The sequence below is a fragment of the Rhizobium sp. BK456 genome (genome assembly GCF_014194045.1).
GTDB lineage: Bacteria > Pseudomonadota > Alphaproteobacteria > Rhizobiales > Rhizobiaceae > Rhizobium > Rhizobium redzepovicii.
In genome coordinates this window covers 186,262-204,944 of sequence record NZ_JACIAO010000002.1, presented here as the reverse complement: position 1 = coordinate 204,944, position 18,683 = coordinate 186,262, and the positions used below count along the sequence as shown (strand labels likewise).

The window sequence follows — 18,683 nt, the reverse complement described above, 5'->3', positions numbered from 1 at the left end:
AATGTTTGCAGGCGATGCACCATCCGTCCTCAGCCGTTTACAACCGGATCCTGCAAATCACCGTCGATCTCCGACAAGCCGGCGACGGCCAGACTTTTGGCCAATGCCACCAGTTTTTGCCTGATATTCGGATCCTCGATAGCGATGAACGCCTTGTTGAGCGCCAGCCCCTCCTTCGAGGACAAAAACTTGTTCAATTCGCTCGTCTCGCCTTCGATCGGTCCGGAGCCACCGTTCTCGAAGAAAAAGCCGATAGGCACGCGAAGAATCTCGGATATGCGCTGAAGGCGGCTGGCGCCTATCCGGTTCGTTCCTTTTTCGTATTTCTGGATCTGCTGGAAGGTAATGCCCAGAAGTTCGGCCAGACCATGCTGGGTCATCCCGAGCGTCTTTCGCCGCACCCTGACGCGGTTGCCAACATAGACGTCGATCGAATTCGGGGATTTAGCCTTCATGTGAATAAGTCTCCCACTTTATCAGCATGCCAGCCGTATAATGGAGAGTTTAAGCAAAAATGCAACTAAAAGTAAATATTTCGTAACGATTTTTTTCAGCGCTGCTCACAGTATAAACAACCTGCGCTCGCGCACTGCTGTTCGAAATGACGGCCGCTTAGAAACCGCCCCTAAAGAGGCTTTTGAGCCACGGCGATCATCGACTTAGCCAAGACGGGAATTCTTCCGACATAACGAAAACGGACGTTATCGAAGCCGGCATCCAGCAGCAGCATGCTCAAGGTGTCTTTCGACCAGAACTTGATATGCCCATGATCCTTCAGCGGCATGAAGTGATCATCCATTTTCCCCATCGTGGCGAGTGCAAGGTTCTTCAGATAACCGTGATAGGGCGTCGACATCACGGCGACGCCGCCCGGCTTGACAAGATCGTACACCGTCGAGGCGAATGCCCTCGGATCGTAGACATGCTCGACAACCTCCAGGCTGATGACGGCGTTGAACGTGCCGTACTCCCGGGAAAGATCGTCATAGGCCGAGCCGACATTCAGCGGCAGTTCGGGATAGTTGATATTGGCCTTGGCAATACCATCGCTGGAAGGATCAACGCCAACGACATAATAACCCCTCTCCGCAAGAGCAGCGGCCGCGCCGCCCGTACCACATCCCAAATCAAAGACGTCGTTTTTCGCAGAACCGTCGAAATGGCTCTCCAGCGCGTCAAGCACGGCGGGCAAGATGTAGGAATGCGCGGTTGTCGGCTTGGCATGAACATAGGTAGTTGCGTCTAATTCGACGGACATGTCCCCCTCCGCAATTGCGCGGCAGACACTATCGAAGAATACGTCCAAAATTTGATGAGATCCACCAAACAGCAAGGATATAAAAAGATATAATCCGGAGTTTTATAATTAAAAAAAAAATCTATGCGCGAAATATTAAAAATTCGACGAACAAAATACACAAGAGAATACAGAATCTCGGAAAATACTTTAAATAATTCAATGGATTCATTGAATTCAAGACAACGATCAAAAGCAATATCTCGAAGTTACGAAAGCACCAGACCAGCGGCGACTGCTTTCATAGAGCGCACGAGCTGTTCCCGATTGGATGGTGCTGCGTCTTCACCGAATTTGCCGCGCCCATCCTGATGGCGAGGGCATAAAGGCGCCCAATTGCCGACACGAAGCCAAAGATATTTAACGGATAAATGTATACTGCTGGATTTAGACAGCCCGATCGAAATCCTTCTCGGACCGGAGAAGACAAGCTTGCCCGATAATTCGTCGTCCGCAAATGCGAAACAGCCATTGGGAAAACCGACGATTCCCGTGGTCTTCTGGTTGCTGCTGACGATCTCCCTGTCGCTGGTCATGGGAACGGTGCTTCTTTCCAACGACATGAAACACTTGAAGACGGTGGGCCATTATTTTGGCTTCGATCTCTTTCCCCCTGTCATTAGGCCGCCCTCCCCCAAAGCCTTTCCCCGCCCGACGCCGCCCGCCGCCTTTACGCTTCCGTTGCATCTTATCGACCCGCCGGTGGCGCAGACCGTGTCGACCTTTCTACGCACGTGGCGAATATCCGGGCCCGCAATGTGTGCAGCTCTGCGCGATGCCGGTATCGAAACCAGCGATTGGGCGGCGGCGAGCTTCAACGCCGATACGTTCGAATGCTTTTTCGAACATGGCGTCAAGCGGGAAAAGGATCAGCTTCCGAGTTCCATCTTCGTCATCGTTCGCGGCGACGCCGCCGGCGTGATCAGCAATATGCGGGTGAAAATCATCAATCCCGAGACGGAGCAAAACGGCCAGCTCGATCCCGCCATCCTGCGAATCTTCGAAACCATGTTGCGGCAACCGCAATGGCTGGATTTTCACGAGACGTTGAACGCAATCAAGAATCTGAAAGACATCAAGGAAGACGGTTTCGGAGCCAGCATCAACTTCGCCCGTGAGGTGCTCAATCCCGGGCGCTATAATTTCACGCTGTCGCTGGATGCGACCTCCGGGCCCCAGAAAAGAACAAGAAGCTATTTTTCCGACAGAACATGGCTTCCATCGCCCGAACCGACGGTCGAGCCCAACGTGCCACCGGCACAGCTATCCACCCCTGCCGATGCCGAGGCACCCGCAAGAAATGCGGACCATCCGCGTTAGGATCTCCGGAGATTATGCGTCGGTTTGTCACGCCATATAACTTGCATCGTCGTGATGCGTGGCCAGTCTCCTGTAAAGCTCTTTCAAACTTTCCGCGCTCGGCCGTTCGGTGCCGTCTCCGCCCGCCAGGCGCCAGAGACGCTCGACATTGAGGTCCTGCGTGACCTGGGCAAGCTCATCGCTCAGTGAGCGAATAGCTGCCGCCGATCGACGCAACCGCGAGGATGTTCTGATCAGTGCTGCAAACAGGATGAGAATGATGCCGACGACACCCAGGACAAGGGCTGTGAACTGCCGGCCGTCGAGAAGGAATAGGTCGTTTCGGACGGTCGCCATAAAAAAAGCGGCATTTTGAAATGCCATATGAAAACAGCTCATCGGATAGCTAAACCAATATTCCATCGCGGGCGCCCTCCAGAACGGTTTATATCTTGGAGCAAGCTGGAAAGTCTAGCAGATACCGACAATATCCCCTAGTTCGACAGTATATTTGAGGTTGCATTACTCTACTGAATTGAAACACAGACCCGCGATAGATCGTTGCCGGCGAGCCTGGCCCGTTAAATTCCGCCGCGGACATGAAAAAAGCCAACAGTGAGAGATAGAATGAATAGAAGACGTTTCCTCGCCTCGATTCCGCTTGCTCTGTTGTATGCCAATGCGGGCGACGTCCTCGCACAGGTGCCTCCGGCGAAAGGGTTGCGCGCCGTTGCCGACAGCAAGGCGTTCCGATTCGGATCGGCAATCGACCTGCAGGACATAAACGACCCAATCGCTTCCGGGATCTACACCGACAACGTCAATTCGATAACGCCCCGAAACGAGCTGAAATGGAATGCGACGGAAAAGAGACCGGGTGTATTCAGCTTCAAGAATGCCGACCTTATGGTTGCATTTGCACGCAAAAATAACATGAGGGTTTATGGCCATACGTTGATCTGGTATCGCGTCCCGGAGTGGGTGTCTGAGATCACCGACGCAAAGACGATTCAGGCGACGATGAACCGTCATATAAAACAGGTTGTCACTCGCTATAAGAACTCGATCGACGCTTGGGATGTGGTGAACGAGCCGTTGGAATATGATGCGCCGGATCTGCGAAATTGTGTTTTCCGACGCCTTCTTGGCGACGACTATATCCGTATGAGCTTCGACATGGCACATCAGGCCAATCCCGGCGCGACGCTTGTGCTCAACGAAACGCATCTGGAGAAAAAATCCGACGTGTTCGAACTGAAGCGCGCCCGCATCCTGAAAATCGTCGAGGACCTCGTCGCCCGGAAAACGCCGATCGGCGCGGTCGGGCTGCAGGCGCATTTCCGGCCCGGCCTCGACCGAATCGATCCGGAAGGAATGGGGCGCTTCTGCGCCGCGCTGAAGGACATGGGGGTCGGCGTTTTCATCACCGAACTCGATGCGTCCTGCCACTTCCTCAACCGCGACAAAGGCTTCACGCCGGCGTCATACGGCGGTATTTTCAGTGACGTGATCACCGTGGCGGCCGAGCGTGGCGACTTGAAAGGCGTGACGGTATGGGGCATGTCGGAAAAATACGCCGAGCCCGACGAGAAGGCGGCCGGTCCCGACGCGGCTTGCACCAAGCGCGTTAATCTTTACGACGAAAACAACACGCCGAGAAGTGCAGTTGATGGCATCCGACGGGCAATAGAGGCGATGTGATGCGCAAGACAACGGAGACATCGACAGATTCATGAGAAAAGCCGTTATTTACGTGGAAAAATTTTTGCCTGCCAGCCAGGCATTTGTTCTCAATCAGGCGGTGGCATTTCGTTCCTTCGAAGCTGAAATTCTTGCCGGGTCCCGAATTTCTTCCGCCCATACCAAAAAATCCACTGTTCCGGTTCATGACATCCGTCGGTCTCCCGTTGCGAGGGCTGGTGAACTGCTTCTGAAAATCCCCCAGATCGGCCTCCCCTTTCTCTTTCCCGCGATCGGCAATGCCGATGTTATCCACGCCCATTTCGGCAAGAACGGTTATGTCATCGGGCCCCTGGCGCGCGCCGCCGGCAAGCCGCTGGTCACGACATTCCACGGCTTCGACGCCACCTACGGCGGCGATCCGAAAAAGCCGGGCGGCTTCAACCAAGTGCGCTTCTTCGCCAAGGGACGCCGGGAGATGGCCGGCTGGAACAGCTGGAATATCGCCGTCTCCGATTTCATCCGCGACCGGCTGCTGGCGCTCGGCTTTCGCGCCGACCGGGTCTTCCGCCACCACATTGGCATCGATCTCGACCTCTTCAAAATGGAACCGCGTCCCCGAAAAAAAGGACTGGTGGTTTCCATTGCCCGTTTCGTCGACTATAAGGGCCACCGCTTCATGATCGACGCGCTGTCGCGCGTGGCGGCGACCGGCACCCCGGTCGAATTCGTCATGGTGGGTCAGGGACCGCTGAAAGAGGAAATCGAGGCGCTGGCGCGTCGTTCCTTGCCAAGCGTCACGATCCATGAAAATCTGTCGCAGACGGAGATAAGGGATCTGCTCGCCAGTGCGGAGCTCTATCTTCATGGCAGCGTGACCCTCGACAATGGTCACGCTGAAGCGTTCGGCCTCGCCAATCTAGAGGCGGAAGCCGTCGGAACTCCGGTCGTCGCATTTCGCTCGGGAGGCGTGGGCGAAGCGATCGAAGAGGGGAAAACTGGTTATCTCGTGGAGGAGCGGGATGTCGCAGGAATGGCCGAAGCCGTCGGAAGGCTGCTCAACGACCAGTCCCTGTGGACAGCCTTCAGCGCGCGGGCACCGCTTCTGGTGGCCGAGCGCTTCGACTTACGTCGTCAGACGGGGATGCTCGAGGACTATTACAGTTCCGTGCTAGATGAATTTTCCAGCCGGGGTCGGACTTGATGGTGCAGACAGGAAAGAAGCCGAAGTGGGGACTGAACGTATTTCGTCCGCTGCGGAACAGCATAGTGACGGCCAAGTGGCTCTATTATACGAAATTCTGGGGTATGGACATCGATCCGACGGCGAGCTTTTCCCTAAGCGTCCGGTTCGACAAGACCAATCCGAAAGGCCTTCATATCGGCGCGGAAACCTATGTCGCCTTTGAGGCAGCGATCCTGACGCATGACCTCACGCGCGGGCTCTACCTTCACACGCGAATCGGCAAACGCTGCTTCATCGGCGCCCGCAGCATCATTCTGCCCGGTGTTGAAATCGGCGACGAATGCGTTATCGGCTCCGGCTCGGTGGTGACCAGGAGCGTGCCGCCGCGTTCGCTCGTGGCGGGCAATCCGGCAAAGATCATCCGCAGCGACATCAAGATCATTTCGCGTTACGGCCGCATGGCACGCGAAGACGAAGCGGTCTCGCAGATCGTCACGCATTTGCCGACTGGAGAAGCACGATGAAGATGTTTGCCTATCGCGGGAAACACGAGAATTTTGGCGACGAGCTCAACCATTGGCTCTGGGAGCGGCTGCTGCCCGACTTCTTCGATGATGACGAAGGTCAGCTCTTTCTCGGCATCGGTTCGATCCTCTACGACAATTTCGATCCGAACATGCAGAAGATCGTCTTCGGCTCAGGTTATGGCGGTTACACCAACCCGCCGAAAGTCGACGGCAACTGGACCTTCTATTTCGTGCGTGGAAAGAAGACCGCCGAAGTCCTCGGCATCGATCCGAGCTACGCCATCGGCGATTCGGGCATCCTGACCCGCAGTTGCTGGGATGCAAAAAGCATCGAGAAGCGCTACCCGGTCTCCTTCATGCCGCACTACGAAAGCGCCATGTACGGCAGCTGGGACAAGGTCTGCGATCTCGCCGGTATTCACTATATCGATCCGCGCTGGTCGGTGGAAAAGGTTCTGACCGAAATCAGCGCATCACATAAGGTTGTGTCGGAAGCGATGCATGGCTGCATTATTTCGGATGCGCTGCGCGTTCCGTGGCGGGCGATCCGCCCGATCGCGCCGGGGAACAGAGCCAAGTGGTATGACTGGGCGAGTGCGCTCGATCTGGAGATCGATTTCGACCCGATCGGCCCGTCGAACCTCGTCGAGGTCGGAGCGTCGCTGGTGCGGAAAAATACCACCCTGTTGAAGAACATTACATTCCGTCACCGCCGCATTCGCCAACTGACCGGAAATTACGTCTTCGGATCGACGGTCAAGACGTTGCAGCGGGTGGCGGAGAAGCCGGGCCAGCTCAGCACAGACGAGTCGATCGTAAGAGCACACGATAGAATGCTGGTCGAACTGAACCGGCTGAAGCAAGATTTTTCCAAGAAAACGGCAAGCGCCCTCTAAGATCGCAACCGGTTTCGTGACGAGGCAATAAGGCATGATGCTTTTCGACTCCCTCAATACCCTCTGCGCCCGCAAGGGCCAGAAGCACCTTGAATGTGCATGTGGTCCGCTCAAATGGTCGATATCCTCGATCTCGGGAGCCGTTCGCCCATGAGCAGTGTGACCGACCGACTGATTCAAGGCAGCATGTGGCTGAGCCTGTCCCGCGCCATCGTCAACGGGCTTTCGGCACTCAGCACCTTTGTCCTCGCCTGGTATCTCGTACCGGCGGATTTTGGTCTCGTCGCCATTGCAACGACGATCCAGGTCATCTTGAGTTCGGTCACCGAGCTTTCGCTCAATCAGGCGCTCATCCGCCACGAGTCTCCGAGCGAAACGCACTTCAGCGCGGTTTGGACATTGAGCGTGACGAGAAGCGCCATATTGGCGCTGCTGTTTGCCGCCGCGTCCTATCCGATTGCCGAGTTTTACAACGAACCTCGTTTGACGAGTGTGATGCTTGCTCTGAGTTTCAGCCTGCTGCTGAGCGGTCTCGCCAATCCGCGCCGCGTCATGCTCCAGCGCGATCTGATCTTCTGGCAGGAATTCGTCCTCAACGTCTCGCAAAAGCTCGTCGGCTTCATCGTGACGGTGGCAATTGCTGCGATCTACCAGAGCTATTGGGCGCTCGTGATCGGCACGCTTGCCTATCAGGTGACCAATATCATCGTCTCCTACACCGTTTTGCCGTTCTGGCCGCGCATCACCTTCCGCCATGCCCGGGAGCTGTTTTCGTTCTCGGTGTGGCTGACGGCCGGACAGATCGTCAATACGCTGAACTGGCGGATCGAGTATCTGCTGATCGGCAAGATGCTCGGCGCCACGCAGCTTGGTCACTATACCGTCGGCAACACGCTTTCGACGCTGCCGACGCGCGAGGCGACAGCGCCGTTGAACCAGACGATTTATCCGGGCTTTTCCAAGGTCCGCAACGATCCGGTCCGGCTTATCGCAGCCTATCAGCGCGCGCAGGCGCTTCTGGCTGCGGTGGCGCTTCCGGCAGGTATTGGCATGGCGGTTGTGGCTGATCCGATGATGCGGTTGGCCTTGGGAGAGAAGTGGGCTCCCGCCATCTTCATCGTCCAGGCACTCGCATCGGTCTTCGCCCTGCAGACGCTCGGTTCGCTCGTCCAGCCGCTGGGCATGGCGAAGGGCCATACCAAGATGCTGTTCATCCGCGACACGCAGATGCTGGTGGTTCGCATTCCCATCATCATCGCCGGCCTGATGATGGCCGGGCTTCCGGGCGTCGTGTATGCGCGTGTGTTCACGGGTCTGATTTCCACCGTGGTCAACATGCTTCTCGTCAAGCGGCTGATCAATCTGCCGTTCTTCCAGCAGCTGGCGGCTAATTTCCGCGCGCTTGCGAGCGTCGCCCTGATGGCCGCAGGCGTCTGGGGATTGTCGCATATCCTGAACACCCCCACCGACAAGCCGGCGCTGGCCCTGCACCTCGCCATCCTCGTCGTCACTGGCGGTATTCTCTATATCGGTTCCAGCTTTGTCCTTTGGCTCGCAATGAAGAAGCCAAATGGCCCGGAAACCGAAGTTCAGCGTATCGTCGTCAAGTTTCTGTCAAAAGCCAAACGTATTGCCGTTCCCAAGTCGGCTTAAAGCTAAAACGAACATTAACAAGTGAGGCAGAATGACCAGCCTATCCAGATCTGAGCTGATCGCAAAACTCAATGGCATGATCCATGATTGCCTGAAGGACTATGTCTCGCGCGACGAGCCGCTCGCGATCCTAGACTTCCCCGACATCCGCAATTGCGGCGACTCGGCGATCTGGCTGGGTGAGATGGCCTATCTCAACGATCGTTTCGGCAAGCGCCCGGACTATGTTTCCAGACTATACGACTTCTCAGCGGAAGAGCTGAAACGCCGCGTTCCCACAGGCCCGATCTTCATTCACGGTGGCGGCAACTTCGGCGACATCTGGGTTGCCCATCAGGATTTCCGTGAAGCGATCATGGAACGTTTCCCCGATCGGCAGATCATCCAGTTCCCGCAGTCGATCCACTACAGTTCGGCTGAGCGCATCGAGCAGTCCAAACGCGCAATCGGGCGCCACAAGAATTTCGTGCTGCTCGTGCGCGACGAAGAATCGAAGGAATTTTCCGAGAAACATTTCGACTGCACGGTGCGCCTATGCCCCGATATGGCTTTCGCCATCGGCGCGCTTCCGGAACGGGCGACGCAAATTCCCGTGCTCGCCATGCTGCGGGAGGATGCGGAACGGGTTGGCGGCACCGATCGCAATATCCCTTCCGACATTCCTGTGGAAGACTGGATCACGGAATCAAAACGGAAGGTGAATATCGCCAAGAAGCTTGGAGTAGCTTCGGCCTATCTCGCATTGAAGCCAAGCGAAGTTGCCTTGCGCAGGCTGGACGCGGCCGCGCACAACCGCTTCGAACGCGGCATCAGCCAGATCTCGCGTGCCCGCGCAATCATCACCGACCGCCTGCACGTCCATATCTGCTCGGTGCTGCTCGGCCGTCCGCATGCCGTACTCGACAACAGCTACGGAAAGATCCGCCGTTTCATGAACGCGTTCTCCGGCGGAACGGATCTTTCCTACAAGGCAACTTCGCTCGAAGACGGGATCGAGTGGGCGCGTCACCAGGCAGCCAATCGGCGTATCGATAACAGAGAAGCTGTGAGCTTGCGGGCTTAAGGGGGTTATTCGATGCCACTTGTCACCTTCATTATCCCGGTCCGACATCAGGACAATGCCCGCGACTGGAGCAAGCTGAAGGCGAATCTCAGCCAGACCGTGGCCTCCATTTCCAACCAGACCAATGGAGATTGGCGCGGAATCATCGTGGCCAACGAAGGCGCCGATCTGCCTGATCTGCCGGAGAAATTTTCCGCCGTGCGCGTGACTTTTCCGCCGAACGACCTGCATGAACTCGGAAAGGGCAGCAAGGAGGACTTCCTTGACGCCTTCCGGGCAGACAAGGGCCGGCGCGTCCTGAGCGGCATGTTGACCGCCGCCGATAGCCGCTTTTTCATGATCGTCGATGATGATGATTTCGTCAGCTCCCGGATCGTGCAGCACGCATCCGAAAATCGGGACGCCAATGGGTGGACGATCGACCATGGTTATATCTGGGACGATGGCGGCAACTTCCTGTTCGGCCATGATGATTTCAGCCATCTCTGCGGCACCTCACTGATCATTCGAGCCGATCTTTACGAACTCCCCAGCCGCTTCGAGGATGCTTCGCTCGACTGGATCAAATCGATGCTGGGCAGCCATGTCCGCATTGCGAATATCCTGTCCCAGCGTGGAGCGCCGCTGACGAAACTTCCCTTTCGCGGGGCGGTCTATCGGGTTGCCCATGGCGGATCGCATAGCCAGGCACCGAGCCTGCTGCGGCAGTATTTCCTGAACCGCGGCGTGCTCACCAAGCCGCGGCGCTGGTTGCGCAATCTTCGCAAGCTGAGGGTACTCGGTGAAAGTCACAGGCGCGAGTTTTTCGGCAAAATACGGTCGAACCCCGCTTAGGCGCCGATCCCGTTCAAACATCGCACAGGCAGTCAAAATATGAGACTTTTCGCTTTCGACTTCACCAAGAGGGTTGGTCACTGATGTCGGATCTATTCGTCAGCGTAATCTTTTCCTCCTACAATGGCGCCAGCCGCCGGCTGCGCCATACTTTGGATTCCTTGGTGCGCCAGGAGCTTCCGCATGATCGATGGGAACTGATTGCTGTCGACAACAACAGCAATGACGACACGTTTGATCTTTTGACCTCGTATAGCGACAAGCTCCCCATCACGATCCTGCAGCAGCGCAAGCCGGGAAAGTCCGGGGCGCTGAATTTCGCTCTGGATCGAGTGAAGGGCGATCTCGTCGTCTTTACCGATGACGATGTTCGCGCCGAACCCAACTGGCTGAAAGCCATCGTCGACTGCGCTGCCGCCCACCCGGGTTATGGCGTCTTCGGCGGCAGAATCGTCCCCGATTGGGAAAGAGAACCAAAAGACCCTTTCATCGAGTGGATCCCGATGGGCTCCACCTTTGCGATCGTCGATGAAACGCAGAGCGGGCCGTGTGACCCGACAAAAGTCTGGGGTCCGAATACGATCATTCGGCGGGAACTGCTGGGATCCAGCGTGCGCTACCGCGAAGATATCGGTCCTCTTCCCGGAAAGTTATTTGCCATGGGTGAAGATGCGGAAATCATCATTCGCCTGGCGGCAAATGGCGCCAAATCCTATCGATGCGCCGAAGCCGTGGTTCATCACTGGATTCCTGCATCGAGCGTCACCGAAGATTGGGTGCAGAAACGCGGCGAGCGTCTTGGCTATGGCATGCCGGCGCTGTTTCCCGACGAGGTGCCTGGAGGAGTGAGGTTAAGCGGCGTTCCGCTTCCGACCTGGATCGAAAGCGCGCAATGGGCATTCCGGGCAGGCACGCTTTATCTCTTGCCGCAATCCAAGAAGCGTTTCTGGGCTATCTGGAAATATTACTACATGCGGGGGTATCGTGCGGGAATTCGCCGATATGCGCCTCAGACGCTGGCGCGGTGATCGATTGATCCAGGAGGCGGTAATTTGAAGCTCTCGGTGCTCATCAATAATTACAATTATGGTCGCTTTCTCGGCCCATGCATCGATAGCGTGCTGTCGCAGACCTACCCTGACTTCGAAGTGGTGGTGGTCGACGACGGATCGACGGATGATTCCCGCGAGATTCTTGCCTCCTACGGGGATCGGATTCTGGCTGTATTAAAGGAGAACGGCGGTCAGGCCTCGAGCTTCAATGCAGGTTTTGCTGCCGCAAGCGGCGATATCCTTTTTCTCCTCGACGCCGACGATACGTTTTTGCCCGGGAAACTTGCGCGGATCGCCGAGATCTACGATCGCAACGAGATCGACTGGTGTTTCGACCGGGTGACGACCGAGGAAGGCGACCAGCCTTCTGCAGAACTGCAAGTGACGCTCTTCGACAAGCGGGACACGCTTCGCAAGGGCGGCTTTCCCTCGCTTCCGGTGCCGACATCGGGCCTGAGCTTCCGCCGCAGCCTGCTCGCCCAGATATTGCCAATGACCGTCGCGGCAGACGTCGTCCTCAGCGACAATTATATCAAGTTTGCCGCAGCCTATCTCGGCCGCGGCGCCATCGTCGAAACACCGCTGACCTTCCAGCGCATTCATGCGTCGAACCGCTATACGGGCACAAGCCGGGCAAAAACGCTGCGCCCGCGGATCATGATCGCGACAGGCCTGGAACTGGCGCGCCGATATGATGGGCTGCAGGCACTCGGCAAGAGCCTGGTGGCCGGCGGCATTGCCGAGACGACATCGCTGCTGAAGCTCAGGAGCGAAGCGCGCAACACGGTGACCGGCGGTCCGTTCGGCGATGCTGCCGCAACCGAGGTGGCCCTGATGGCGGCGCGCAAGCGTTTGGCAAATATGCTGCGGAAAGGACAGGCATGAACCAGCAGGAAACCTTCCCGCATTCGTCCGTCGGCACCGATCAGGCAGGTGCTGCGCCGTTAAAGATCGCCGTCGGGGTGCTGACCTATCGGCGTCTGGACGGAATTGCCAAGCTGCTTGACGTCATGACGCGCCAGATCAGGCACCCGGCCCGCCCCTATCATCTCACCATGGTGATCGTCGACAATGATGCGGCCGGCAGCGCCAAGGCAACGGTGGAAGGCTTTGGACAGACAGGCGCCTACGACCTGATCTACGTCGTCGAGCAAAATCAGGGCATCCCTTTTGCGCGCAACCGCGCGCTGGATTCGGCACCGCCCGGCACCGACCTCTTCTGCTTTCTCGACGATGACGAATGGCCGGTCGACGGCTGGCTGGACGCCATGCTGGAGACCCGCGAGAAAAACCGCGCCGATTGCGTCTACGGCCCCGTCCAGCCGGTCTATCCCGAAAACCCGCCGGAATATTTCATCAAGGCGAGGGTATTCGAACGCAAGAAGAACACCGACGGCCAGCGCATCGGTTATGCGGCCTCGAACAACGTCATGTTCGACTATCCGCTGATCCGCTCATGGAATCTTCGTTTTGAGGAAAAGATGCGCTTCACCGGCGGCACGGATTATCTGTTCTTCAATCAGGCCATCCGCCGCGGCATGCAGATTTTCTGGGCTGACAAGGCCCTTGTCTATGACATCGTTCCCGCGAACCGGATGACCTGGAAATGGGTCTTGCAAAGACAGTACCGACTAGGCAACACCTTCGCCGTCAGCGAAGTTCTGCATGGCAACCTCAAGCGCCGGATCTATCGCGCCGCCTATGGCGCCACGAGGGTCGTGCTCGGACTGGTCATGCTGCCGGCGATCTTGATTTCACCTTACTGGGGCATGCGCGCCCTCACCCATGTTCTGCGCGGCGCCGGCATGGTTAATGGGATCCTCGGACATGCCTATCAGGAATACAAGCCCAATGCCGCCCACTGATATTATTTGCGGAAGCGCTCTTGGAGACGTCCTGGCTGTTACTATGTTTCAGCCAAAAGCATCATGCCTAATAACATCGATGAACTTGATGGCTTCAACCAGCCGGGCGAAGAATGGTACACTCCTGCTGAACCATCGTGACACAACCGCTGTTCGTGCAGAACGGTTTTTCTCTCTTACCGCCGGTCAATCATAGGAGATGCCTGTCTATGACTGAGAAAAGATTAAAGGTTCTCGCTGCCTCGTCAGGCGGCGGCCATTGGGAGCAGCTGATGGCCATGCGCGGCGCGTTCGAGGGCTGCGATATCGTCTTTGCAACGACCATTCCCGGATTGCTTGCCAAATATGATATTCGCGATGGACTGGTCCTTCCCGATTGCAACCGCGACTCGATTACCATGTCGATCCGGTGCTTTTTCAGCGCCTTCGCCATCGTTATCAAGCAGAGGCCCGATGTCGTCATTTCCACAGGTGCCGCGCCCGGGCTTTTTTGCCTGCTTGCCGGCAAATTGACGGGCAAGCGAACGATCTGGATCGACAGCGTCGCCAATGTCGAGAAGCTGTCGTTGTCGGGGAAATTGGCTGGCCGTATCGCGACGCTGTGGCTGACGCAATGGCAACATTTGTCGCGGCCTGATGGCCCCCACTACGCAGGAGCTGTGCTTTGATCCTTGTCACCGTCGGAACGCAGCTGCCGTTCGATCGCCTCGTCAAGGCTGTCGACACTTTCGCAAAGGAACTGTCCAGACCGGTTCTGGCGCAGATCGGCAAGGGCACCTACACGCCACAGAATATGAAATGGATCAAGAATATCGAGCCGGCGGACTTCGACCGGGTCTTTTTCGATGCAAGCGTCATCGTCTCTCATGCGGGAATCGGCACTGTGCTGACCGCGAAACGTTTTGGAAAACCGATCATTCTCGTGCCCCGGCAGGCATCCCTCGGCGAGCATCGCAACGATCACCAGCTTGCCACGGTAGGCCAGCTCGCGGGCCGGCCAGGCATCTATGTCGCGCATAGCGACGATGATCTGAAGAACTATCTTCTCGACGATCTGGACAGCCCCTCTCACGAGGATCCGTCCGAGCTTGGACGGGCTTCGCTGGTCAACTACCTTAAAGGCTATCTCGCGACAGTCTGAACCGGCAACGCGCTAAAGAGCGTCGCATCAAATTTCATTCATGCAACGAGCTTCGCCGCCTTGCGGACGGCGCTATCGGCAAGCAGGGAGCTTTCATTCTTTGCAATTGCCGCCGGCAATATGTTTGACAAGTTCCGGCACGATGATTTCGGCTGCAATGTCAGGCAGGGGATGGGCGCCATCAGGAATTGCCGCGGCCAGATCCCCCGGCGTCAGACGCTGCCAGTTCGGCCGGTGGTCGACAAACTCGAGACCGCGTTTTTCTGCTTCCGCCCGATGGGCCGAGATGTAGCTGCCAACAAACGGACGGATCAGTCCACGCAGTCCCGAAAATGGATTCATCGCCATGACGATGATCCGCGCTTGCGGCAGGCGCTGCCGAAGCTGGTCGAGGATGTCGCCGATATCCTGTCGGCTTTGCGCAAGCGACACGAACCGCTGCAATGCTGCGTCGTTAGCGTAAAGCTCGATCAGAACGACATCCGGCTGTTCGGCAACGACGCGATCAATCTGGGTCAGAGCCCAGAGCGACGTCTCCCCACTCTTTGCAACGCTCTCGATTTTCACCGGCCTCTGCAAGCAGGCTGCAAGCCTTGTCTTGAGAGCGGGCTGCCACCCTCCTCGGGCCGTCAACGATGTTCCGAAAGCTACTATTTTCAACGGCGAGGAATTTTCGGCATAACCGCTTTTCGGGGCCGAGAGCATCACCAGACACGCCAAAAGCAGAAGCCATCCATAGGTCGGTCGTCTCTCGATTGGCAGCATTCGCCAAAGCCGCAAACTTGTCATGGAGGAATCATATCTCAGCGGGACCGGTAGGTCACGCGTCAGAACTCCGGCTGGACGGGCAGCCATGCCCTTCTTCAACCAAGCTGCAGCCGCCTTGAGACAATGTCATGACGATGACCGCTCACGCCGCTTGTGACGCGGCACGGCCGCGCCATCACTCCTCACGAAATACATGCTGCATCTGATCGGTCAGCGGCTTCGTCAGATAGGAAATAACTGTTCTGTCGGCGATCTTGATGAAGACTTCGGCCGGCATGCCAGGATAGAGCTTTATCGACTTCAGCTTGGCGATGCTTGCAGCCTCCGGCTTGACGCGAAGGGGATAATAGCTGATGCCCGTCCGCTCATCCTTGACGACATCGGGCGCAATCGACGTGATCTCGCCGCGTACATCAGGCGTCGTGCGCTGATCAAAGGCGCTGAACCGCACGTCGACGGGCTGGCCGACGTGAAGCTGGTCGATATCGCGCGTAGCGACTCTCGCCTCAACGGTAAGATCTTCATTTTCGGGAACGACGAGCATCAGGGTCTCACCCGGATTGACGACGCCGTTGACCGTGTGAATGGAAAGCTCGTGGACACGCCCGCTGAGCGGCGCGACAATGTCGAGACGGCGGAGTTGATCGAGCGCGGTTCCGCGGCGCTCTTCATTTTCGGCGATCTTCGCCTCGACGTCGGTCAGTTCCTTGGCGATCTCCGAACGGCGATCCTCGTCCAGCTGGAGCGACTGGCGATCGATCTCGATTGCCTTGCCTTCGGCCTCGGCCTTTGCAGCGATTTCCTGGCCGCTATTGCCCTGAAGGTCGGCGCGGGCGCGCTTGAGTGCATTCAAACGCTGCAGCGTGACCAGCCCCTTCTTGTAGAGCGTATCGACGCCTTCGAGCTCTTGTTCGATCAGGCTGAGGGAATCATTGGTGGCGTTGATCTGAACGACCAACCCCTTGATCTGCTCGGCCAGCTGGTCTTTGCGCGACGCCAACTGGCTCTTCATTCCCACAAGCGCCGACCTGCGGCTGTCGAACAATTTCGTCTCGCCGTCGAGCAGATCCCGCGCCGCGGTGCTGGATGTCAGATCGCTGATGTTTTCCTCGACATCGAATGACTCGGCGTCGATCCGTTCGGCCTTCAGACGGGCACGGCGCGCATAAAGCTGAGCGAGTGTGCTTTCGACGATCGAAAGCTGTGCTTTTGTCGTCGTGCCATCGAGCTGTATCAGGATCTGTCCAGCCGTCACATGGTCATTTTCGGAGACCAGCAGTTTCGACACGATACCGCCGGTCAGGTGCTGGATCTTCTTGACGTCGCCGTTAACGACGACCACGCCTTCGCCGATGACGGCGCTCGACAGCTCCGTCGTCGCCGCCCAACCACCGATGCCGCAAACGAGAGCTATCGACAACACGCCGACAAGGGCGACATGGCGATTGAGGGAGCGCTTGGATTCACTGATGACTTTTCTCACAATCTTCCTTCCGGCCTATTCAGCCGCATTCATGCCGTCGACCACGACCTTGAGCTGAGCCACGCGATCGGCAATCGGCGTACGCGCCGCCGGTTCCGGCCGGCTGACCCGTGCCAGAACTTCCTCCTTCGGACCGAATGCGATCATTCGGCCGTCCTGCATCATCAGCACGAAATCGCAGACCGCCAGAACCCCGGACCGATGCGCGATAACGACGACGATGCCGCCGCGTGCGCGCACGCTCATGATCGCGGCGCTCAGCGCCCGCTCGCCTTCCTCATCGAGGTTGGAGTTCGGTTCATCGAGCACGACGAGGAAGGGCTCGCCGTAAAGCGCTCTTGCAAGCGCGATACGCTGTCTCTGGCCGGCCGAAAGTGCCGCACCCCCTTCACCGATTTCGGTTTCGTAACCGTTCGGCAGACGAAGGATGAGATCGTGAACACGCGCCGCCCGCGCCGCGGCGACCACTGCCTCCGGCGACATCTCCTTGGCGAAACGGCAGATATTCTGTGCGACGGTTCCTGAGAACAGTTCCACGTCCTGCGGGAGATAACCGATATGCCGGCCAAGTGCGTCGCCATCCCACTGGTCGAGTGCTGCGCCATCGAGGCGAATGGATCCCCTGACGGTCGGCCAGATGCCCATCATCGCCCGCGCCAGCGACGACTTGCCGGAGGCGCTGTAGCCGATAACCCCGAGGGCACTTCCTGCTCTCAGCCCGAAGCTGACATCGGAAATAACCAGGCGCTGGCCTGCCGGCGGCCCGCTTGCCAGCCCCTCGACTGTGACCTGCTTGGAAGGCGCTGCGAGCGCCAGCGGTGCCGGGATTTCCGGAATGGTTTTCAGCAGGTTCGCAAGCCGCGCCCAGCTTTGCTGGGCGGAAACGAAACCGCGCCAATTCCCGATCGCCGCCTCCACAGGCGCCAGAGCGCGCGATGTCAGAATAGAGCCCGCGATGATAATGCCTGAAGAGGCCTGCCCTTGAATGACCAGGATCGCGCCGGTCGCAAGTGTTCCCGATTGCAGAGCAATCCGGAAAATCTTCGACAGGGTCGCATATCCGTTGCCGACATCCGACGCCTGCCGGGTGATGAGCCGATATTCTTCGTTCTTGCGGTCCCAGATTTCAGCCATGGTGCCCGCCATGCCCATGGCGTGAATGACCTCGGAGTTGCGGATCGAGGTCTGCGCGAAGGCATTGCGCATATTGGCGGCGTCGGACTGCTGTTTTGAAAGCGTCCGCGTTCCCTGGTTGGTCAAGAACGTCAGGATGGCGAGAACCAGCGATCCACCGATCGCAATATATCCGATCGCCGGATGAAACAGAAAGCAGATCACGAGGTAGAAGGGAAGCCACGGCAGATCGAACATCGCCGTCGGGCCCATGCCGGACAGGAAGGTTCTTATCTGGTCGAAGTCGCGCAACGGCTGAAGCCCGTCCCCGCCGATTTTGACCTTCAGCGGCGCCTTGATGAGCGCCCGGAACACCCGTCCGTTCACCATCTCGTCGAGCGCACCGGCAACGCGCACGAGCATCCTGCTCCGGAGAACCTCGAACGCGCCCTGGAACGCATAAAGAGCCAATGCAAGTATCGCGAGGGCAGCCAGCGTCGGTATGCTTTTGCTCGGAATGACGCGGTCATACACCTCAAGCATGAAAAACGAGCTGGTAAGATAGAGAATATTGATAAGCGCGCTTGCTATGCCGATGAAGACAAGTCCCCCCTTGCACTTCCGCAAGGCTTTGGACGGCTCACTGGCATCGGTCGCTGAACTCTGAAACACGAATTAAATCCCTCTCTACCGCATCGCATACAGACAAATAAGCCTGCGTATATCGCAGCTACAGGCCTATCAAGGCCAGACAATGACATAGCTACTTCGAACGTTCGACACTGGTGCCGAAACCCGCTGACAAGTCCAAAGCTTATTACATGAA

Annotated in this window: 19 protein-coding genes; 13 read left to right on the top strand and 6 right to left on the bottom strand. The window is 57.5% G+C overall.

The annotated features are described in order from the left end of the window. Nucleotides 1–29: 29 nt before the first annotated feature. Both FHX03_RS07260 and FHX03_RS07255 read right to left on the bottom strand, forming a co-directional pair. The gene (locus tag FHX03_RS07260; RefSeq protein WP_003590742.1) at nucleotides 30–455 is read right to left on the bottom strand and encodes a helix-turn-helix domain-containing protein; all 426 of its coding nucleotides are present in this window, start codon (nucleotides 453–455) and stop codon (nucleotides 30–32) included. A gap of 170 nt (nucleotides 456–625) precedes the next feature. Then, entirely contained in the window at nucleotides 626–1,258 is a 633-nt protein-coding gene (locus tag FHX03_RS07255; protein WP_097626416.1) for a class I SAM-dependent methyltransferase, read from the bottom strand. A 471-nt stretch (nucleotides 1,259–1,729) separates the two neighbouring features. Between FHX03_RS07255 and FHX03_RS07250 the strand changes: the two genes are divergently transcribed. Then, the gene (locus FHX03_RS07250) at nucleotides 1,730–2,617 is read left to right on the top strand and encodes a DUF6030 family protein (RefSeq protein ID WP_097626414.1); all 888 of its coding nucleotides are present in this window, start codon (nucleotides 1,730–1,732) and stop codon (nucleotides 2,615–2,617) included. 27 nt (nucleotides 2,618–2,644) lie between these two features. Here the strand turns inward: FHX03_RS07250 and FHX03_RS07245 are convergent, their stop codons facing one another. Next, nucleotides 2,645–2,980: a hypothetical protein gene (locus FHX03_RS07245; protein ID WP_245426845.1), complete on the bottom strand. Its 336-nt coding sequence runs from the start codon at nucleotides 2,978–2,980 to the stop codon at nucleotides 2,645–2,647. 243 nt (nucleotides 2,981–3,223) lie between these two features. On the opposite strand from FHX03_RS07245, the gene FHX03_RS07240 reads away from it, so the two are divergent. The 12 genes from FHX03_RS07240 to FHX03_RS07185 all read left to right on the top strand — a co-directional run bounded on the left by FHX03_RS07240 (nucleotide 3,224) and on the right by FHX03_RS07185 (nucleotide 14,493). Continuing rightward, nucleotides 3,224–4,297 carry an endo-1,4-beta-xylanase gene (locus FHX03_RS07240; RefSeq protein ID WP_097626410.1) on the top strand — a complete coding sequence of 358 codons (1,074 nt, stop codon included), beginning with the start codon at nucleotides 3,224–3,226 and terminating at the stop codon, nucleotides 4,295–4,297. 31 nt (nucleotides 4,298–4,328) lie between these two features. After that, the gene (locus tag FHX03_RS07235; protein ID WP_003590733.1) at nucleotides 4,329–5,480 is read left to right on the top strand and encodes a glycosyltransferase; all 1,152 of its coding nucleotides are present in this window, start codon (nucleotides 4,329–4,331) and stop codon (nucleotides 5,478–5,480) included. Then, nucleotides 5,480–5,986, top strand: coding sequence for an acyltransferase (locus tag FHX03_RS07230; RefSeq protein ID WP_003590730.1), 507 nt, complete (start codon nucleotides 5,480–5,482; stop codon nucleotides 5,984–5,986). Before FHX03_RS07235 ends, FHX03_RS07230 begins: the two co-directional genes overlap by 1 nt. Beyond that, entirely contained in the window at nucleotides 5,983–6,885 is a 903-nt protein-coding gene (pssM, locus tag FHX03_RS07225) for an exopolysaccharide glucosyl ketal-pyruvate-transferase (protein ID WP_097626408.1), read from the top strand. The genes FHX03_RS07230 and pssM overlap by 4 nt, the downstream gene beginning before the upstream one ends. Before the next feature lie 150 nt (nucleotides 6,886–7,035). Continuing rightward, nucleotides 7,036–8,538, top strand: coding sequence for a lipopolysaccharide biosynthesis protein (locus FHX03_RS07220; protein WP_003590726.1), 1,503 nt, complete (start codon nucleotides 7,036–7,038; stop codon nucleotides 8,536–8,538). Nucleotides 8,539–8,569: 31 nt separating this feature from the next. Beyond that, nucleotides 8,570–9,601 carry a polysaccharide pyruvyl transferase family protein gene (locus FHX03_RS07215; protein ID WP_097626406.1) on the top strand — a complete coding sequence of 344 codons (1,032 nt, stop codon included), beginning with the start codon at nucleotides 8,570–8,572 and terminating at the stop codon, nucleotides 9,599–9,601. 12 nt (nucleotides 9,602–9,613) lie between these two features. Further along, entirely contained in the window at nucleotides 9,614–10,435 is an 822-nt protein-coding gene (locus FHX03_RS07210; protein WP_097626404.1) for a galactosyl transferase, read from the top strand. Between the two features lie 83 nt (nucleotides 10,436–10,518). Continuing rightward, complete coding sequence (locus FHX03_RS07205; RefSeq protein ID WP_097626402.1) at nucleotides 10,519–11,463, top strand: glycosyltransferase; 945 nt, start codon at nucleotides 10,519–10,521, stop codon at nucleotides 11,461–11,463. Nucleotides 11,464–11,487: 24 nt separating this feature from the next. Continuing rightward, nucleotides 11,488–12,372, top strand: a complete 885-nt coding sequence (locus FHX03_RS07200) for a glycosyltransferase family 2 protein (protein ID WP_183777538.1) — start codon at nucleotides 11,488–11,490, stop codon at nucleotides 12,370–12,372. Then, the gene (locus tag FHX03_RS07195; RefSeq protein ID WP_183853103.1) at nucleotides 12,369–13,352 is read left to right on the top strand and encodes a glycosyltransferase family 2 protein; all 984 of its coding nucleotides are present in this window, start codon (nucleotides 12,369–12,371) and stop codon (nucleotides 13,350–13,352) included. The genes FHX03_RS07200 and FHX03_RS07195 overlap by 4 nt, the downstream gene beginning before the upstream one ends. A 209-nt stretch (nucleotides 13,353–13,561) precedes the next feature. After that, nucleotides 13,562–14,020, top strand: a complete 459-nt coding sequence (locus tag FHX03_RS07190; RefSeq protein WP_097626396.1) for a glucuronosyltransferase — start codon at nucleotides 13,562–13,564, stop codon at nucleotides 14,018–14,020. After that, nucleotides 14,017–14,493: a glycosyltransferase gene (locus FHX03_RS07185; RefSeq protein ID WP_183853101.1), complete on the top strand. Its 477-nt coding sequence runs from the start codon at nucleotides 14,017–14,019 to the stop codon at nucleotides 14,491–14,493. The genes FHX03_RS07190 and FHX03_RS07185 overlap by 4 nt, the downstream gene beginning before the upstream one ends. Before the next feature lie 93 nt (nucleotides 14,494–14,586). Here the strand turns inward: FHX03_RS07185 and FHX03_RS07180 are convergent, their stop codons facing one another. The 3 genes from FHX03_RS07180 to FHX03_RS07170 all read right to left on the bottom strand — a co-directional run bounded on the left by FHX03_RS07180 (nucleotide 14,587) and on the right by FHX03_RS07170 (nucleotide 18,529). Next, nucleotides 14,587–15,282: an SGNH/GDSL hydrolase family protein gene (locus FHX03_RS07180; protein WP_183853099.1), complete on the bottom strand. Its 696-nt coding sequence runs from the start codon at nucleotides 15,280–15,282 to the stop codon at nucleotides 14,587–14,589. 154 nt (nucleotides 15,283–15,436) lie between these two features. Then, nucleotides 15,437–16,744 (bottom strand): HlyD family type I secretion periplasmic adaptor subunit, encoded by a 1,308-nt coding sequence (locus tag FHX03_RS07175; RefSeq protein ID WP_097626390.1) that lies wholly within the window; start codon nucleotides 16,742–16,744, stop codon nucleotides 15,437–15,439. Nucleotides 16,745–16,759: 15 nt separating this feature from the next. Beyond that, complete coding sequence (locus tag FHX03_RS07170) at nucleotides 16,760–18,529, bottom strand: type I secretion system permease/ATPase (RefSeq protein ID WP_097626388.1); 1,770 nt, start codon at nucleotides 18,527–18,529, stop codon at nucleotides 16,760–16,762. Nucleotides 18,530–18,683 lie beyond the last annotated feature (154 nt).

Excerpts from the sequence above, each read along its gene's own strand:
- FHX03_RS07260 (WP_003590742.1), bottom strand. The coding sequence starts at position 455 with ATGAAGGCTAAATCCCCGAATTCGATCGACGTCTATGTTGGCAACCGC.
- FHX03_RS07255 (WP_097626416.1), bottom strand. The coding sequence starts at position 1,258 with ATGTCCGTCGAATTAGACGCAACTACCTATGTTCATGCCAAGCCGACA.
- FHX03_RS07245 (WP_245426845.1), bottom strand. The coding sequence starts at position 2,980 with ATGGCATTTCAAAATGCCGCTTTTTTTATGGCGACCGTCCGAAACGAC.
- FHX03_RS07240 (WP_097626410.1), top strand. The coding sequence starts at position 3,224 with ATGAATAGAAGACGTTTCCTCGCCTCGATTCCGCTTGCTCTGTTGTAT.
- FHX03_RS07235 (WP_003590733.1), top strand. The coding sequence starts at position 4,329 with ATGAGAAAAGCCGTTATTTACGTGGAAAAATTTTTGCCTGCCAGCCAG.
- FHX03_RS07230 (WP_003590730.1), top strand. The coding sequence starts at position 5,480 with ATGGTGCAGACAGGAAAGAAGCCGAAGTGGGGACTGAACGTATTTCGT.
- pssM (WP_097626408.1), top strand. The coding sequence starts at position 5,983 with ATGAAGATGTTTGCCTATCGCGGGAAACACGAGAATTTTGGCGACGAG.
- FHX03_RS07220 (WP_003590726.1), top strand. The coding sequence starts at position 7,036 with ATGAGCAGTGTGACCGACCGACTGATTCAAGGCAGCATGTGGCTGAGC.
- FHX03_RS07215 (WP_097626406.1), top strand. The coding sequence starts at position 8,570 with ATGACCAGCCTATCCAGATCTGAGCTGATCGCAAAACTCAATGGCATG.
- FHX03_RS07210 (WP_097626404.1), top strand. The coding sequence starts at position 9,614 with ATGCCACTTGTCACCTTCATTATCCCGGTCCGACATCAGGACAATGCC.
- FHX03_RS07205 (WP_097626402.1), top strand. The coding sequence starts at position 10,519 with ATGTCGGATCTATTCGTCAGCGTAATCTTTTCCTCCTACAATGGCGCC.
- FHX03_RS07195 (WP_183853103.1), top strand. The coding sequence starts at position 12,369 with ATGAACCAGCAGGAAACCTTCCCGCATTCGTCCGTCGGCACCGATCAG.
- FHX03_RS07190 (WP_097626396.1), top strand. The coding sequence starts at position 13,562 with ATGACTGAGAAAAGATTAAAGGTTCTCGCTGCCTCGTCAGGCGGCGGC.
- FHX03_RS07180 (WP_183853099.1), bottom strand. The coding sequence starts at position 15,282 with ATGACAAGTTTGCGGCTTTGGCGAATGCTGCCAATCGAGAGACGACCG.